This window comes from Gammaproteobacteria bacterium (assembly GCA_035501935.1).
GTDB lineage: Bacteria > Pseudomonadota > Gammaproteobacteria > JAJPIJ01 > JAJPIJ01 > JAJPIJ01.
In genome coordinates this window covers 25,421-40,736 of record DATJVC010000019.1, presented here as the reverse complement: position 1 = coordinate 40,736, position 15,316 = coordinate 25,421, and the positions used below count along the sequence as shown (strand labels likewise).

General features: G+C 62.2%; 19 protein-coding genes. 11 read left to right on the top strand and 8 right to left on the bottom strand.

The window, feature by feature from the left end; translation table 11 throughout:
- Positions 1-2: 2 nt before the first annotated feature.
- From VMH34_04975 to VMH34_04960, 4 genes are all read left to right on the top strand, one after another.
- Positions 3-599, top strand: a complete 597-nt coding sequence (locus VMH34_04975) for a TetR/AcrR family transcriptional regulator (GenBank protein ID HTT08124.1) — start codon at positions 3-5, stop codon at positions 597-599.
- A complete protein-coding gene (locus VMH34_04970; protein HTT08123.1) occupies positions 599-1,537 on the top strand; it encodes a quinoprotein relay system zinc metallohydrolase 2 in 939 nt (312 codons plus the stop codon). The genes VMH34_04975 and VMH34_04970 overlap by 1 nt, the downstream gene beginning before the upstream one ends.
- 52 nt (positions 1,538-1,589) lie before the next feature.
- Positions 1,590-2,432 (top strand): quinoprotein dehydrogenase-associated SoxYZ-like carrier, encoded by an 843-nt coding sequence (locus tag VMH34_04965; protein HTT08122.1) that lies wholly within the window; start codon positions 1,590-1,592, stop codon positions 2,430-2,432.
- A 114-nt stretch (positions 2,433-2,546) separates the two neighbouring features.
- A complete protein-coding gene (locus tag VMH34_04960) occupies positions 2,547-3,944 on the top strand; it encodes a class II fumarate hydratase (protein HTT08121.1) in 1,398 nt (465 codons plus the stop codon).
- A gap of 19 nt (positions 3,945-3,963) precedes the next feature.
- On the opposite strand, the gene VMH34_04955 is transcribed toward VMH34_04960, so the two are convergent.
- The 8 genes from VMH34_04955 to VMH34_04920 form a co-directional block, all read right to left on the bottom strand.
- The gene (locus tag VMH34_04955; protein ID HTT08120.1) at positions 3,964-5,013 is read right to left on the bottom strand and encodes a hypothetical protein; all 1,050 of its coding nucleotides are present in this window, start codon (positions 5,011-5,013) and stop codon (positions 3,964-3,966) included.
- A 72-nt stretch (positions 5,014-5,085) separates the two neighbouring features.
- Complete coding sequence (locus tag VMH34_04950; protein ID HTT08119.1) at positions 5,086-5,532, bottom strand: hypothetical protein; 447 nt, start codon at positions 5,530-5,532, stop codon at positions 5,086-5,088.
- A 48-nt stretch (positions 5,533-5,580) separates the two neighbouring features.
- Positions 5,581-6,129, bottom strand: coding sequence for a glutaredoxin family protein (locus tag VMH34_04945; GenBank protein HTT08118.1), 549 nt, complete (start codon positions 6,127-6,129; stop codon positions 5,581-5,583).
- Positions 6,130-6,162: 33 nt separating this feature from the next.
- Positions 6,163-7,293 carry a succinyl-diaminopimelate desuccinylase gene (dapE, locus tag VMH34_04940; GenBank protein ID HTT08117.1) on the bottom strand — a complete coding sequence of 377 codons (1,131 nt, stop codon included), beginning with the start codon at positions 7,291-7,293 and terminating at the stop codon, positions 6,163-6,165.
- Positions 7,286-8,083, bottom strand: coding sequence for a site-specific DNA-methyltransferase (locus tag VMH34_04935; protein HTT08116.1), 798 nt, complete (start codon positions 8,081-8,083; stop codon positions 7,286-7,288). The genes dapE and VMH34_04935 overlap by 8 nt, the downstream gene beginning before the upstream one ends.
- Positions 8,080-8,346 (bottom strand): BolA family protein, encoded by a 267-nt coding sequence (locus VMH34_04930; protein HTT08115.1) that lies wholly within the window; start codon positions 8,344-8,346, stop codon positions 8,080-8,082. The genes VMH34_04935 and VMH34_04930 overlap by 4 nt, the downstream gene beginning before the upstream one ends.
- Positions 8,347-8,357: 11 nt before the next feature.
- Entirely contained in the window at positions 8,358-8,657 is a 300-nt protein-coding gene (locus VMH34_04925) for a YciI family protein (GenBank protein HTT08114.1), read from the bottom strand.
- A gap of 9 nt (positions 8,658-8,666) precedes the next feature.
- A complete protein-coding gene (locus VMH34_04920) occupies positions 8,667-9,236 on the bottom strand; it encodes a septation protein A (protein ID HTT08113.1) in 570 nt (189 codons plus the stop codon).
- Positions 9,237-9,310: 74 nt separating this feature from the next.
- Between VMH34_04920 and VMH34_04915 the strand changes: the two genes are divergently transcribed.
- The 7 genes from VMH34_04915 to tpiA all read left to right on the top strand — a co-directional run bounded on the left by VMH34_04915 (position 9,311) and on the right by tpiA (position 15,311).
- On the top strand, positions 9,311-9,952 hold the full coding sequence (locus tag VMH34_04915; protein ID HTT08112.1) for an L-threonylcarbamoyladenylate synthase: 642 nt from the start codon (positions 9,311-9,313) through the stop codon (positions 9,950-9,952).
- A 143-nt stretch (positions 9,953-10,095) separates the two neighbouring features.
- The gene (locus VMH34_04910; GenBank protein HTT08111.1) at positions 10,096-11,301 is read left to right on the top strand and encodes a tryptophan--tRNA ligase; all 1,206 of its coding nucleotides are present in this window, start codon (positions 10,096-10,098) and stop codon (positions 11,299-11,301) included.
- On the top strand, positions 11,298-12,116 hold the full coding sequence (locus VMH34_04905; GenBank protein HTT08110.1) for a ScpA family protein: 819 nt from the start codon (positions 11,298-11,300) through the stop codon (positions 12,114-12,116). Before VMH34_04910 ends, VMH34_04905 begins: the two co-directional genes overlap by 4 nt.
- On the top strand, positions 12,113-12,805 hold the full coding sequence (gene scpB, locus VMH34_04900) for an SMC-Scp complex subunit ScpB (protein ID HTT08109.1): 693 nt from the start codon (positions 12,113-12,115) through the stop codon (positions 12,803-12,805). The genes VMH34_04905 and scpB overlap by 4 nt, the downstream gene beginning before the upstream one ends.
- Positions 12,806-12,822: 17 nt before the next feature.
- Positions 12,823-13,788 carry a pseudouridine synthase gene (locus VMH34_04895; GenBank protein HTT08108.1) on the top strand — a complete coding sequence of 322 codons (966 nt, stop codon included), beginning with the start codon at positions 12,823-12,825 and terminating at the stop codon, positions 13,786-13,788.
- Positions 13,785-14,456: an endonuclease III domain-containing protein gene (locus VMH34_04890; GenBank protein ID HTT08107.1), complete on the top strand. Its 672-nt coding sequence runs from the start codon at positions 13,785-13,787 to the stop codon at positions 14,454-14,456. Before VMH34_04895 ends, VMH34_04890 begins: the two co-directional genes overlap by 4 nt.
- Before the next feature lie 81 nt (positions 14,457-14,537).
- Positions 14,538-15,311 (top strand): triose-phosphate isomerase, encoded by a 774-nt coding sequence (gene tpiA / locus VMH34_04885; protein HTT08106.1) that lies wholly within the window; start codon positions 14,538-14,540, stop codon positions 15,309-15,311.
- The last annotated feature ends 5 nt before the right edge of the window (positions 15,312-15,316 follow it).

Genomic DNA, 15,316 nt, shown 5'->3' with positions numbered 1-15,316 from the left:
GCATGAGCACGCCGGAGTTGATCCTCGATGTCGCGCAGGACATGCTGCAGAAGGGTGGACTGCAGGCGTTCAGCTACCGCGATATTTCCTCCCGCGTCGGTATACGCACCGCGAGCATTCATTATTACTATCCCACGAAGGCCGATCTCGCCCATGCCATCGTGACGCGCGTCAGGAAACAATTCAGCACCGCTCTGGCAGAGATCGATACCGGCACCTCCGATCCCCTGCGGCGCCTGGAGAAATTCTGCGGCATTTTTCTGGATACGCTGGGCAGCGCCGATCGTTTGTGTCCGATGTGCATGCTGGCGATGGGTCAGGATGAGATTCCACCTGCGGTGCGGCGCGAGGTGTGTGAATTCTGGAGGCATGGCGAGCATTGGGTGGCGGAAAACATCGAACAGGTGCGCGCGCAGGGGAAATACCCGCCGGCCGTCAAATCCAGCCAGCTGGCGCAGAATTGGATGGCCACGCTGGAGGGTGCGATGGTGGCGGCGCGTGCATTCAACGAGCGCGCGCGCCTGGTGGATGCCATCGCGGTGTTGCTGGCTGGATTGGCGCCGGTCGTTTCCAGGCGTAAAAACCGGCTTGATAGGTAATGTCACTCGTGCGGCGCCGCCTGTTTCATGGAATGCTCCTGCTGCTGTCCGGCTGGCTGGCGGCAGGCGCCGTGGCGGCGGACGCCGCGCTGGCCGTGCAGGAAGTGGCGCCGGGTAATTACGTCCACTTCGGCAAACATGTGACGTTTGAAGACCCGCAACACGATGACATCGCAAACATCGGTTTCATTGTGGGCGGCAAATGCGTGGCGGTGGTGGATACGGGCGGTTCGATCAAGATTGGCCGGCAGTTGCGGGAGGCGGTGCGTGAAAAAACCCGGCTGCCTGTATGTTACGTCATCAACACGCATGTGCACGTCGATCACGTGCTGGGCAATTATGCCTTCAAGGATGACAAACCGATCTTCATCGGCAACGCGGCGCTGGCCGAGGCCATGCGGGCCAACCGGGAGTTCTTCGTCAAAAATTACCCGGAGGATTTGGGCGTGCCCCCCAGCCCGGATCAGGTGATAGGCCCGGATCAGGGGGTGGAAAAGACTCTGGAACTGGATTTGGGCGGCAAGCGGCTGCTGCTAACATCCTATCCCAAGGCGCATTCCAGCGCGGATTTGACGGTGCTGGATGAGGACACGAACACATTATGGACGGGGGACCTGCTGTTCCGGGAGAGAATTCCGTCGCTGGACGGGAGCGTTCTGGGCTGGCTGAAGGTCATCGATGACCTCAAACGGGAAAAGGTGAAACTGGCCATCCCAGGCCACGGGTCGGTGACCAACGACCTGGTGGGCGCGCTGGACCAGGAGCGCGGTTATTTGCAGATGCTGGTGGATCAAGTGCGTGGAATGATCAAACAGGGCGTGCCGATGGAGGTGGCGATGACGCAGGTGGGAATGCCGCAGGCCATGAAATGGCAGCTCTGGGAGCAGCATCACCGGCGCAACGTGATCCGTGTTTTTCATGAACTGGAATGGGAATGAACCTCTTCCGGTTCTGCAGTCAAACAGGTTAACGCAGTAGAGGAGAGCAGACATGTTTAATCGAATGGCAGTCAAGATGGCCATGGTTCTGAGCCTGGCGCTGGCGGGTGTTTGTGCCCGGGCGGAACAGTCGCCGATCAGCGTCTGGGACGCGTTTCTCAAGGACAAGTACTTCAAGGACATGAACATCGTCGAGGACAAGACCGTCATCGACATGACCACGCCCTACCGGGCCGAGGATGCGTCGCTGACACCGGTCTCCATCATTGCGAAGATTCCACAGACGGCGGAGCGTTATATCAAGGATATCTATCTCATCGTCGATCAAAACCCGGAGCCGCTGGTGGGCGTATTCCATACCACGGTGGATATGGGCAAGGCGGACCTGTCCATGCGCATACGCATAGACAAGTACACCAACGTACGCGCGATAGCGGTGCTGAACAACGGCGAGCACCACATGGTGACCAACTATGTGAAGGCCTCCGGCGGCTGTTCCGATCCCTTCGGCGGCGACATCTATGAGGCGCTGAAGACTGCCGGCAGGATGAAATTTCGCACCGTCGGCGACGTGCTGGCGGATCAAACCGAGGTCGGGCAGCTCAACATCAGCCATCCGAACTTCACCGGCATGTCGGTCAATCAGCGCACCGGCAACATCGTGCCGCCGCATTACATCGACAAGCTGAAACTGACCTACAACGACAAGGTCGTGATGACGGCGGAAACCGGCATTTCCATCAGTGCCGACCCGAGTTACCGCTTCTTCTTCAAGCCCGGCCAGGGCGGCAGGCTGAAGGCCGAGGTGGAGGACTCCAAGGGCGGCAAATACGTGGAGGAATTCGACATTCAGCCTCAAGCCGCGGAGGCCGTCTCGACAACGCAGAAGTCATAACACATCTGTTTCGCTGCATTGCGGAAGGGCGCTACGGCGCCCTTTTTGTTTTTTCGAGATTGAACCGGTATTCGTACTGTTATAATTGCACTGCGTTCATCCCGGGGATTCACGATGAGTAAAAAAGGCCACCGCGTCGAGAAGGACAGCATGGGCGAGGTGCGCGTGCCGGTGGACGCGCTCTATGCGGCGCAGACGCAGCGCGCCGTGGACAATTTCCCCGTCAGCGGTTTGCGCATGCCGCGCGCCTTCATTGAGGCCATCGGGCTCATCAAGTCGGCTGCCGCCAGGGCCAATCTCGACCTGGGCCTGCTGGAGAAGCCCATGGCGAAGGCCATACAGTCCGCCGCGCTCGAGGTATCGAAAGGCCGGCACGACGCGCATTTCCCGATCGATGTTTTCCAGACCGGTTCCGGCACCAGCTCGAACATGAACGCCAACGAGGTGATCGCCAATCTGGCGACGCAGCGCCTGGGCCGGAAAGTACATCCGAATGATCACGTCAACATGGGGCAGAGCAGCAACGACGTGGTGCCGACGGCCATCCATGTCAGCGGCTGTCTGCTGGTGACGCGCGATCTGATCCCGGCGCTGGAGCACCTGGCCGACACCATCGCCCGCCGCGGTGCAAAACTGAAAAGCGTCGTCAAGACGGGGCGCACGCACTTGATGGACGCCATGCCGGTGACGTTCGCCCAGGAACTCTCCGGTTGGGAGGCGCAGGTCCGCCACGGCATCGAGCGCCTGCACCCGGCGCTGGAGCGCCTGAACGCCCTGCCGCAGGGCGGCTCCGCCGTCGGCACCGGCATCAACGCGCACCCTGAATTCGGCTCGCGCGTGGCCGCGGAATTGACCGAGTTGACCGGCGTGCCGTTCAAATCGAAGAGCAATCACTTTGAAGGACTGAGTTCACAGGATGCGGCGGTGGAGATGAGCGGCCAGTTGAAGACCATCGCCGTGAGCCTCACCAAGATCGCCAACGATCTGCGCTGGATGAACAGCGGGCCGCTGGCGGGCCTCGCCGAGATCACGCTGCCCGTCCTCCAGCCCGGCAGCAGCATCATGCCCGGCAAGGTGAATCCCGTCATCCCGGAGGCGGTGTGCATGGTCTGTGCGCAGGTGATCGGCAATGACCTCACCATCACCCTCGGCGGCCAGGCGGGCAATTTCCAGTTGAACGTGATGCTGCCGGTGATTGCCTACAATCTCTGCCAGAGCATGGAAATCCTCGCCAATGCCTCGCGTCTGCTGGCGGACAAGACGATTGCGGGATTCACTGTGAACCGCGAGCGGCTGAACGACGCCCTCGACCGCAACCCCATATTGGTGACGGCCTTGAATTCGGTGATTGGCTATGAACTGGGCGCAAAAATCGCCAAGCGGGCTTACAAGGAGAAGAAACCCATCCTCGAGGTCGCCAGGGCAATGACCTCGCTGTCGGAGAAGGAACTCAGGCGCCTGCTCAATCCCGCGGAACTGACCAAGGGCGGCATCCGTTCCAGTAAAAAATAATTCAGGCCCGTCAACACGGCTATTGCAGGTTCACGCTCAAGTGATAGGCAATGTTCTGACCTGAACCGGCGCTGACGCGGATTTTATAGTCGCCGTCACGATGCAGTTTGGCCGACCAATCCTTGAGATCGGAGACGATCTCCCCGCGATTGCTGTAAACCCCGAAAGTGGCGGCCCCCTGGTCGCTGTCAAGCTTGAGTGTCAGCGTCTGGCCATCCTTGGCGGTGATCACGTACTCGCGCACTGATTTCCCGCTTACAGTGCCTGACACCGTGGTTCCGTTGGACCCCCCGGCAAGGCTGATCTTTGAACCCGCGGACTCCTTGGGGCTTTCTTTTCCAGCGGTCTTTGCAGCCTTGTTTTTTCCCTTGGCCGCCGGTTTCTCGGCGGCGGCTTCCGCCACGGCCGCGGGCGGCCGGGCCACGTTATGCAGATTCTGCGCCCGCGTCAGCACCGGCAGCGCCTCGTATTCGCTGATCGGAGCCGGGATGTCATCCACGGTCTTCGAGGCGGCAGTCAGCCTGCCGCTGGCGTCAAACACCATGCTGCGCGCGATCTTGCGTGCGTTTACCGGCGCCGGGGAATTGAATTCGCGCCACTGGCCTTCCTCCTGGTAGAAAGTGAGGTTGCCGCCGTCGAAATAATATTTGCCGGTCGAGGAACCCCGATCACCGGCGTTCAAATGTTCCTCGATGTATACCAGATTGGCGCCGGAGAAATAGGCGGTGAAGGTGGATTCATTACTGCCGGCCTGCCAGCGCCCTTCGCTTTTGGTCAGGGTGTTCAGACTGTTGTCAATCTCGGCGGCCTTGGCCTGCGCCTGGACGATGAAGGGATCCGGCGCGGGAGGAGCCGGCGGCGCCTTCGCGGCGCCGGCCGCGGGCGGCGTGGGCGCAGTCTTGGTCGCGGGCACCGGTTCGGGCTGGGCGGTCGTCGCTTCGAGCACCACCTTGGGCTGGGTGACATCACTGGAGCCCTCGGGCTTGTTGCCCTTGTCCTCGTCGTGATGGCGGCTGCACGCGGCGAGCAGCAGGACGGGAAGGATGAACACGTGATAACGCATGGACATGAAACCTCCTAGAAGCGGGCCGGGCTATGGTGCGTCGCGAAAGTCGAATTCTGTCAAGAACGCCGGTCTTTATCAAACCGAACGACGCAGGGCGGCTGCGAGGCGCGCCATCAGCGGCCGATCGCGCGCCGGATCGAATGCCGGAGCAACATGCCAGTCATGCAGCCAGACGGGCTGCCTGCGCAGTGCTTCGGGCTCGGTACTGTAACGCGGGATGACGTGCGCATGCAGCGCCGGCTCGGCGTTGCCCAGCATCTCGTAGTTGATGCGCGCCGCGCCGGTGACCGTCAGCACGGCGGCGCCGAGATCGGCCATGTCACCCAGGAATCGCGCGCGCGCATCGCTGGCAAGCTCATGCAGATCAGCGACCACGGGATCGGGGTACAGCACGCAATAACCCGGCAGGATTTGCGGATCGCCCAAGACCGCCCAGCCGGAAGGCAGTGGCGAGATCACGCGGGCCAGCCTGCCCGCGCGCGCCGCGCTGACAAACCGGTGTATGGCGGTTTCTGCATTCATACCAAGACCATTGCTTTCAAATGAGTCGCCGAATCACGAGATTGCGCTTCAGTTCAGCCGCGCCAAAGCCTGCAGCATGGCTTCTTCGCCGTATCCCCTGATCACCTCATTGCCGATGACGATGACGGGAATGCCCCTGGCATGCAGCACATCCCGATGAACGCGGCCCGCCTCGCTGTCTTGTTCGATATCCCGCTCCAGGTAGTCGACATGATGGCTTTTGAAGAACGCCCGCGTCCTGGCGCAGTAGGGACACCATGCCGTCGAGTACATGACGACCTTGTAGTCGGTGTGGGCGAAAACAGCGGCGCGCGTTCCTGGATCATCAAGCCGCACATCCGGGCTGGCGGTCGCATGGAACAGGCCGTATAAAATGCAGGCGACCACCAGCACGACCAGCCAGGGTGCACTTGTTCCCTGCGCCTGGAGCCGGGTGGGCGCCGGCGGATTCCACTGGGTTGGCGGCATACCTGTGTGAGCCTGCCGCTGATGCGCCAGATACTTGGCGATCGCGATACCGCAATGGGGACACTGCCAGTCCGGCGCCGTATCGCCAGGCCGGCGCGTGTAGTGGCACCTGGGGCAGGGATCGGTCATCGGCAATGCGCGCGTCGCCGGGGCGGGCTTGCGTCACGCCGCCAGCAGGCGCTCCAGCAGTTTTTCGTAGATGGTGGAGAGCGCGTCGAGATCGGCAACGGCAATGTGCTCGTCGATCTTGTGGATGGTGGCGTTGAGTGGACCGAGCTCGAGGACCTCCGCGCCGGTCGGGGCGATGAAGCGGCCATCGGAGGTGCCGCCGCCGGTCGATAGTTCCAGGGTGATGCCGCGCACCTGCTTGACCGCCTGCCCCGCTGCCTCGAGGAGTTTGCCGTGTGAAGTCAGGAACGGCTTGCCGGACAGGCGCCAGTCGATGCTGTAGTCCAGATGATGGCGGCGCAGAATATCCCCGACGTATTGTTTCAAACCGTCATCCGACTGTTCCGTCGAGTAGCGGAAGTTGAACTGTACCTCCAGTTCGCCGGGGATGACGTTGTCCGCGCCGGTGCCGCCGTGGATGTTGGAGATCTGAAAACCCGTCGGCGGAAAATGCGCGTTGCCCTTATCCCAGGTCATCGCTGCCAGCTCCGACAGCGCCGGCAGGGCCAGGTGAACGGGATTTTTGGCGAGATGCGGGTAGGCGACGTGCCCCTGCACACCACGCACCCGTAGCGTGCCGTTGAGCGAGCCGCGCCGGCCGTTTTTGGCGGTGTCGCCGACTTTCTTCTCCGACGACGGTTCGCCGACCAGACACCAGTCGATCTGCTCGCCGCGCCGGCGCAGTTTGTCGATGACCTTTACCGTGCCGTCCTCCGCCGGCCCCTCTTCATCGCTCGTCAGCAGGAATGCAATCGAGCCTTGATGTTGCGGACGCCGCGCGATGAAGCGCTCGGTGGCGGTGACCATCGCCGCGATGCTGCCCTTCATGTCGGCCGCGCCGCGCCCGTAGAGATTGCCATCGCGCACCTCTGGCACGAACGGATCGGAGGTCCAGGCCTCGCGCGGCCCGGTGGGAACCACGTCGGTGTGCCCCGCAAACACGAACAACGGCTGCGCAGTGCCGCGCCGCGCCCACAGGTTCTCCACCTCGGCGAACATCATGGCCTCGATGTTGAAGCCCAGTGCCCGCAACCGCGCGGCGATCAGCGCCTGGCAGCCGGCGTCGTCGGGCGTCACCGACGGCCGGTTGATCAATGCCTTCGCCAGTTCCAGTGTCTCAGTCATGTTTCCGTCCGGAGATCTCGCCCAACCGTTTGCGCGCGAGGAGGAAATAACGCTCGTCAATTTCGCTGCCGATGAACCGGCGGCCCAATTGTAGCGCAGCCACGCCGGTGGAGCCCGAACCCATGAAGGGGTCGAAAATCACGTCTTCCGGCCGCGTACTGGCGCGCAGGCAGCGTTCGATGAGTTCCACGGGTTTTTGCGTGGGATGGCGCCCATGTTTTTTCTCCGCTCTTCCCGCGGCGCGCAACCGCCAGACGCTCTTCATCTGCCGCCCGCCGTTGAGTTTCTTCATGTCGGCATAATTGAAGGTGTATTTGTGTCGGTCATTTTTTTGCGCCGGCGTCGCCCACAACAGGGTCTCGGTGGCGTGCGTGAAACAGCGGCAGCCGAGATTGGGCGGTGGATTGGGCTTTTCCCAGACGATGTCGTTGAGTATGCGAAAACCGAGTTGCTGCATGGCCATGCCGACGCTCAGGTAGACATGAAACGTCCCGCTGACCCAGATCGTGCCCGCGGGTTTCAGCACCCGCTTGCACGCTGAAAGCCATGCCAGGTTGAATTCATGATCAACTTCGATCCCGCGGCTGCGGTCCCACTCGCCCTTGTTGACCCGGGCGCGACGGCCTGCAACGCACGTGGTGCCGTTATTGGAAAGAAAATAAGGCGGATCGGTCCACACGCTATCGACACTGGCCGCCGGCAGTTCCGCCATCACCGCGAGCCGATCACCGCAGTACAAACGGATGCGGCCGCTGGCGGTTTCCCAGTAACGATGTTCCTTGTGCTTCACGCGTCCGGTGCCGAGGCGTCGATGCTGAGCGCGTGGATGTCGGTCTGCATCAGATCGCCGAGTGCGTCGTAAACGAGGCGGTGGCGCTGCACCGGATTCAACCCCGCGAAACGGCTGCTGACTATGCGCAGCCGGTAATGACCCCTCCCGCTTTTGGCGCCGGCATGTCCCGCGTGCAGATGACTTTCGTCGATCAAGTCCATCGTCGCCGGTGTCAGCGCCTTTTGCAGGCGATCACGAATGCGCGTCATGCGATCTTCCATGTGACATCTGCTTACGGCATGGTTTTCCTGAACGGTCGTACCGTCACGCGCTGGTAGACGCCGGCCGCCAGATATGGATCGGCATCGGCCCAGGCTTGCGCGGCCGTGAGCGAGTCGAACTCGGCGATGATGATGCTGCCGGTGAAACCCGCCGGGCCGGGATCGGGACTGTCGATGGCGGGGAAGGGGCCGGCCAGCAGCAGCCGTCCCTGATCCTTCAGCGCCTGCAAGCGCTCCAGGTGCTGCGGGCGCGTTTGCATGCGCTTGTCCAGGCTGTTGGCGTGGTCTTCGCCGACGATGACGTAGTACATGTGGATCCCTCAGTGCGGAGCCGGTGTGGTTTTATGTATTTCCTCGGCGTGGCGGGCGAGATAGAACGATTGCGCTATGGCAAACAGCAGCATCAGTCCCAGCATGCCGAAGAGCTTGAATTTCACCCAGGTCTCCTCGGCAAAATTAAACGCCACGTAGAGATTGACGCCGCCGAGGAAGATAAAAAACAATACCCAGCTCATATTCAAGCGCCGCCACACCGCCGCCGGCGCGGTAATCGCGCCTTCCATCATCCGCCGCACCAGATTTTTGGGACCGACGAATTCGCTGCCGAGGAAGATCAGCGCGAAGGCCCAGTACACCGCCGTGGGCTTCCATTTGATGTAGCGTGCGTCGTGCAGCAACAGGGTGGCGCCGCCGAGGACGATGAGCAGCGCCAGGGTCACCAGTTGCATTTTTTCATAACGGCCATGACGCAGCCGGTGCCAGGACACCTGCGCCAGCGAGGCGCCGATGGCCACCGCCGTGGCAAGGTAGATGCCCTGACTGCGATCCGCCGGAAGGTAATAGGCGATGAAAAACAGCAATATTGGGAGAAAATCGAATAAAACTTTCATGTATCAGCCGGCGCGATATGGAAACATTATAATCATACCGGAAACATGCCAACGGCTGCACCGCGAGTCATCACATGGGACGCCTGCTGGAAATTCATCCGCAAAACCCGGAACGCCGCAAACTGGAACAGGTGGTGGCGGCTTTGCGCGACGGCGGCGTCATCATCTATCCCACCGATTCCTGTTACGCGCTGGGTTGCAAGATCGGCGACAAGGAGGCGCAGGAGCGCATCCGCCGCCTCCGCCAGCTCGACGCCCGGCACAATTTCACGCTGGTATGCCGCGACCTGTCGCAACTCGCGACCTATGCGCGGGTCGGCAATCCGGCCTACCGGCTGATGAAGTCGTTGACGCCGGGGCCGTATACGTTTCTACTGCGTGCCACGCACGAGGTGCCGCGACGTTTGCAAAATCCCAAGCGCAAGACCATCGGCTTGCGGGTGCCGGATCATCGGGTCACGCAGGCGCTGCTGGAACTGCATAACGAGCCGATTATGAGTTCCACGCTGATGTTGCCCGGCGAGGATCTGCCGCTTAACGACCCTGAAGTCATCATGACGCGGCTGGGAAACCAGGTGGATCTGGTCGTGGGAGGGGGCAATTGCGGGCTGACGCCGACCACCGTGATAGATTTGGCCGAAGGCGAGCCGCATGTATTGCGAATCGGCAGCGGTCCGGTGGAGATGTTCACCACCGCATCTGTAGCGACGCACTAGTTTGTTGATCTGAAAAGACATTATTCGAGAAATTCTGTTTGGGGCGGGAGGCCGTGCTGGGGTAAAATGCCCCATTCGTTTCGTGTCATAGTTTTGTCATTTCAGTTTAAATAAACACGACGCCCACGGGAAATCCTACAAGCATGACCGCCAGCCGACGTGTAGTATCCGGCATGCGCCCCACGGGCGCATTGCATCTGGGGCACTACCACGGGGTACTCAAGAACTGGGTGCGTTTGCAGCATGAATACGAGAGCTTTTATTTCGTCGCCGACTGGCACGCGCTGACCACCGCCTACGAGGATACCGCCGTCATCGCCGGCTCCGTGCTGGAAATGGCGGTGGACTGGCTGGCCGTGGGTTTGAATCCGGGCGAGGCGACGCTGTTCATCCAGTCGCGCGTCCCGGAACACGCCGAGCTGCACCTGTTGTTGTCGATGATCACGCCGCTCGGCTGGCTGGAGCGGGTGCCGTCGTACAAGGATCAGCAGGAAAAACTGGCGGCCAAGGACCTGTCGACGTACGGCTTTCTTGGGTATCCGCTGTTGCAAACGGCGGACGTGCTCTGCTACAAGGCCGGCTATGTGCCGGTGGGCGAGGATCAGGTGGCGCATATCGAACTCTCGCGCGAAGTCGCGCGGCGTTTCAATTTTCTCTACGGCCGCGAGCCGGGCTACGAGCAGAAGGCAGAGGCGGCGGTGAAGAAACTGGGGAAGAAAAACGCCACCCTCTACAACGATCTGCGCAAGCAGTATCTGGAGACAGGCGACGCAGCGGCGCTGGAAAAGGCCAAGGCGCTGATTGACGCGCGGCGGAGCATGAGTCTTGGCGATCGCGAGCGCCTGCTCGGATATCTTGAAGGCGGCGGCAAGGTCATCCTGCCCGAGCCGCATCCGCTGTTGACGCCGGCATCGAAGGTGCCGGGACTGGACGGCGAAAAAATGTCGAAGTCCTACAACAACACCATTGGTTTGCGCGAAGATCCGGAGGCGGTGGAGAAAAAACTGCGCACCATGCCGACCGACCCGGCGCGCGTGCGCCGCTCCGATCCGGGCAATCCGGATAAATGCCCGGTGTGGAAATTTCACGAGATTTACTCCAGCGATGATGTGAAGAAATGGGTGCAGCAAGGCTGCCGTAGCGCCGGCATCGGCTGCCTGGAGTGCAAACAACCGGTGATCGACGCGGTGCTGAAGGAGTTGAAGCCCATCCGCGAGCGCAGCCAGGAATATCTCGAGGACCTCGACAACGTGCGTGCAATCCTGGATAAAGGCTGCGAGAAGGCGCGTGAAGCGGCGCGCGAAACGCTGGAGGATGTGCGCGAAGCAATGGGCCTTGTTTATCGATGAGCACTGAAGATCTCGTCACGCAGGGCGCGCGTCCGGAGCAGGAGGAGATGCCATTTGCCATCGTGCAGGGCGTGCCGCTGACGGAACTGCCCAAGGACCTCTACATACCGCCGGACGCCCTGGCGGTGTTTCTGGAGGAAACCTTCGAGGGGCCGCTCGATTTGCTGCTGTATCTGATCAAACGTCAGAACTTGGACATCCTGGACATCCCCATCGCCCAGATTACGCGCCAGTACATGTCCTACATCGATCTCATGCAGGAACTGCAACTGGAACTGGCGGCGGAATATCTGGTGATGGCCGCGATGCTCGCCGAGATCAAATCGCGCATGCTGCTGCCGCGCCCCGCCCGCGCCGACGACGAGGAGGACCCGCGCGCCGAACTCGTGCGCCGCCTGCAGGAATACGAGCGTTACAAGAGGGCGGCGGAGGATCTGGAGCAATTACCGCGGCTGGAACGCGACCTCCACGCCGTCGTCGTGCCCTTTCCGGAGCGCCACGTCAGTCTGCGCCCGCCGACGGTGACGATGCAGGAGTTGATGGCGGCATTCGCCGAGGTGCTGGCGCGCGCCGATCTGTTCACGAACCATCGCGTCCGGCGCGAGCCCCTGTCGGTGCGCGAGCGCATGGCCAGTGTGCTCGAGCGCAGCCGCGATGGTTTCGTGGAATTCACGCGGCTGTTCACGGTGTCCGAGGGCCGCGCAGGCGTGGTGGTGACGCTGCTTGCCATTCTGGAATTGCTGAAGGGGGCCATGATCGAAATGGTGCAGAATGAGCCGCATGGCCCGATCTACGTGAAGGCGGTGCCGGCATGAACATGGAAGAACTGAAAAAGATCATCGAAGCCGCGCTGATGGTGACCGATGAACCGTTGTCGCTGGACCGGCTGGAGGCGTTGTTCGATCTCGGCTTGGGCGCGGTGCCGGAGCACGAGGCCGTGCGTGCCGCGGTGGAATCCCTGCAGCAGGATTACGCCGGGCACGGCATCGAACTGAAACAAGTGGCGAGCGGCTGGCGTTTCCAGGCGCGCGCCGAATACGCGCCGTGGATCAACCGGCTGTGGGAGGAGCGGGCGCCGAGGTATTCGCGCGCCCTGCTGGAAACGCTGGCGATCATCGCCTACCGCCAGCCGATCACGCGCGGCGAGATCGAGGACATCCGCGGCGTGTCGCTGGCGCCGAGCATTCTGAAAACCCTGACCGAGCGCGAATGGGTGCGGGTGGCAGGCTACCGCGACGTGCCCGGCCGACCCGCGGTATACGCCACCACCAGGGAATTTCTGGATTACTTCAATCTGAAAAGCCTGTCCGATCTGCCGGAGCTGTCGGAGTTGCGGGATATCGAGGACATCAATCTTGATCTGTTCCGTGAATTGCCGGCGTCATCGGCCGACGGTACCGGCGCCGCGAACGAGGCGGAGAGAGTGCCCGCAATGGCGTCCATTCCGGAAGCGGATGACGGCACACGGGAAAACAGCGCCCAGGCCGCCGAGGCGGCGGAATAAATTTTCCCGGTTGGCAAGTGAGTGAACGTCTGCACAAGGTGCTGGCCCGCGCCGGGTTGGGTTCGCGCCGTCAGCTGGAAGGCTGGATCGCCGCCGGGCGTGTCAGTGTCAACGGCAGCATCGCGCAGATCGGGCAGGCGGTGAATCCCGGTGATGACATCCACGTGGATGGTCGCCGCGTACCGGCCATGCGCCTGGCGCCGGTGCAGCTGCGGGTGATCGGTTACCACAAACCGGCGGGCGAAATTTGCAGCCGGCGCGATGAGCAGGGGCGCGGAACCGTGTTTGACAGGTTGCCGAACCTGCGCGGCGGGCGCTGGCTCAATATCGGCCGGCTTGATGTTGCCACCTCCGGCCTGCTGTTGTTCACCACCGATGGGGAGCTGGCCCATCGCCTCATGCACCCTTCGAGTAGTGTGGAACGCGAATACGCCGTGCGCATATTAGGGACGGTCACGCCCGATATGCTGCACCGTTTACAGAGCGGCGTGGAACTGGACGACGGTCCTGCACACTTCGACACCATCATCGACGCCGGCGGCAGCGGCGCCAACCACTGGTATCACGTGACGTTGCACGAGGGCCGCAACCGGGAGGTCAGGCGCCTGTGGGAATCGCAGGGACTGACGGTCAGCCGCCTTATTCGCGTGCGTTACGGTCCCTGTCTGCTGCCGCGTGATCAGCGCGCCGGTCGCTGGTGGGAACTTGAGGACGCCGAACTCAATGCCTTGTTGCAAATCGCCGGATTCCCGGCACCACCACCGCGCAAATCCAGGTCCGGATCCAGGCGCCAAGCGGCTGCGCGGAACAGCCCCCGCCGCGGCCGCCGCACTGACCCGCGCCAGGAACGCCGTGAGCATGGCCATGATTCTGGTTCCAAAACCGCCACAGAAACCAGCCGTAAACCCGGCCAGAGTGTGGGCCGTGGCAGCCATCGTAACCAGCGGCCGTCGTCCAAATCACGGCGTCCACGCACGCGATGAACGCGAGGCGGTTGCGCACCGTGTATGAGCGGCTTCATCATCACCATGGTCCTCAGCATTGGTGGCCGGGTGACACGCCGTTTGAAATCATGGTCGGTGCGGTGCTGACGCAGAACACCGCCTGGCGCAATGTGGAGCGCGCCATCGCCAACTTAATCGCCGTGCGCTCTCTGGACGCACGCCGGATCGTCCGGCTGCCACTCAAACGCCTGGCGGAACTGCTCCGTCCCTCCGGCTATTTCAACGTCAAGGCGCGCCGGCTGCGGCATTTCTGTGAATGGCTGCTGGCGCGTGGCGGCGTGTCCGTGCTGAAGATGATGGATACGCCTACGTTGCGGCATGATCTGCTGGCCGTGCACGGCGTCGGCCCGGAGACCGCCGATGACATCCTACTCTATGCCCTGCACCGGCCGGTATTTGTCATCGATGCCTACACGCGGCGGCTGTTTTCGCGCCTGGGGCTCATCAAGGGCGATGAATCCTACGAGACGCTGCGCACCGGTTTCGAGACCGCGCTGGGCCCGGATGTGCCGCTTTATAATGAATACCACGCCCTCATCGTCCGCCACGCCAAGGAGATATGCCGGCCCCGCCCGCGCTGTGAAATATGCTGTCTGCGGCGCATGTGTCCAAGTCGCCAGCGAACCGGCCGGGCCGCTAAAAATTGATTTCGGGGGCAGCGGTGGTTAAGCTTTGCGGCCCTTTTGTCGAATGCGTCGGCCGGCAAAGACCCCGTCGGGAGAATAAGCGTGCGTGATCGCCTGGTGGCGGGTAACTGGAAAATGAACGGCACGCTGGGTTCGGTGCGGGCATTGTTGGAAAATTTGCGCCGTGAGTTGAAGCCGATGCAGGACGTGAAGGTGGCGGTATGCCCGGCATTCGTGCATTTGCGCGATGTGGCGGCGTTGTTGGCGGATATGCCGGTAACGCGGCGCATCTGCCTTGGTGCACAGAATTTATCGCCGCACCCGCCCGGAGCGCATACCGGTGAGGTGGAGGGCGGTATGCTGAAGGAACTGGGCTGCCGTTACGTGATTATCGGCCATTCCGAGCGCCGGCAGCATGACGGTGAGACAGATGAGCTTGTTGCGGCCAAGTTCGCGCGGGCGCTCGAAGTGGGCCTGACGCCGATCCTGTGCATGGGTGAGACGCTGGCCGAGCGCGAGGCCGGCGACACCGAGCGGGTGGTGGCACGGCAACTCGACGCCGTGCTGAACCGCAGTGGAACAACGGCGTTGGCGGATGCGGTGATTGCCTACGAACCGGTGTGGGCAATCGGCACGGGGCGTGTCGCGACGCCGGCGCAGGCGGAAGCGGTGCACGCCTTTTTGCGCCAGCGCATCGCCGGCCATGACGCCACGGCGGCGGCGCGGGTGCGCATCCTGTACGGCGGCAGCGTCAAGGCGGCGAATGCGCCGGCGCTGTTCGCGGAAGCAGATATTGACGGCGCGCTGGTGGGCGGTGCTTCGCTGGACGCTGCGGAGTTCGCCGCGATTTGCCATGCCGCGAAGAGACAACGTTAATCGAG

Bases quoted from the DNA above. Each gene is read 5' to 3' on its own strand.
- VMH34_04975 (HTT08124.1), top strand. From the start codon at position 3: ATGAGCACGCCGGAGTTGATCCTCGATGTCGCGCAGGACATGCTGCAG.
- VMH34_04970 (HTT08123.1), top strand. From the start codon at position 599: ATGTCACTCGTGCGGCGCCGCCTGTTTCATGGAATGCTCCTGCTGCTG.
- VMH34_04965 (HTT08122.1), top strand. From the start codon at position 1,590: ATGTTTAATCGAATGGCAGTCAAGATGGCCATGGTTCTGAGCCTGGCG.
- VMH34_04960 (HTT08121.1), top strand. From the start codon at position 2,547: ATGAGTAAAAAAGGCCACCGCGTCGAGAAGGACAGCATGGGCGAGGTG.
- VMH34_04955 (HTT08120.1), bottom strand. From the start codon at position 5,013: ATGTCCATGCGTTATCACGTGTTCATCCTTCCCGTCCTGCTGCTCGCC.
- VMH34_04950 (HTT08119.1), bottom strand. From the start codon at position 5,532: ATGAATGCAGAAACCGCCATACACCGGTTTGTCAGCGCGGCGCGCGCG.
- VMH34_04945 (HTT08118.1), bottom strand. From the start codon at position 6,129: ATGACCGATCCCTGCCCCAGGTGCCACTACACGCGCCGGCCTGGCGAT.
- dapE (HTT08117.1), bottom strand. From the start codon at position 7,293: ATGACTGAGACACTGGAACTGGCGAAGGCATTGATCAACCGGCCGTCG.
- VMH34_04930 (HTT08115.1), bottom strand. From the start codon at position 8,346: ATGGAAGATCGCATGACGCGCATTCGTGATCGCCTGCAAAAGGCGCTG.
- VMH34_04925 (HTT08114.1), bottom strand. From the start codon at position 8,657: ATGTACTACGTCATCGTCGGCGAAGACCACGCCAACAGCCTGGACAAG.
- VMH34_04920 (HTT08113.1), bottom strand. From the start codon at position 9,236: ATGAAAGTTTTATTCGATTTTCTCCCAATATTGCTGTTTTTCATCGCC.
- VMH34_04915 (HTT08112.1), top strand. From the start codon at position 9,311: ATGGGACGCCTGCTGGAAATTCATCCGCAAAACCCGGAACGCCGCAAA.
- VMH34_04910 (HTT08111.1), top strand. From the start codon at position 10,096: ATGACCGCCAGCCGACGTGTAGTATCCGGCATGCGCCCCACGGGCGCA.
- VMH34_04905 (HTT08110.1), top strand. From the start codon at position 11,298: ATGAGCACTGAAGATCTCGTCACGCAGGGCGCGCGTCCGGAGCAGGAG.
- scpB (HTT08109.1), top strand. From the start codon at position 12,113: ATGAACATGGAAGAACTGAAAAAGATCATCGAAGCCGCGCTGATGGTG.
- VMH34_04890 (HTT08107.1), top strand. From the start codon at position 13,785: ATGAACGCGAGGCGGTTGCGCACCGTGTATGAGCGGCTTCATCATCAC.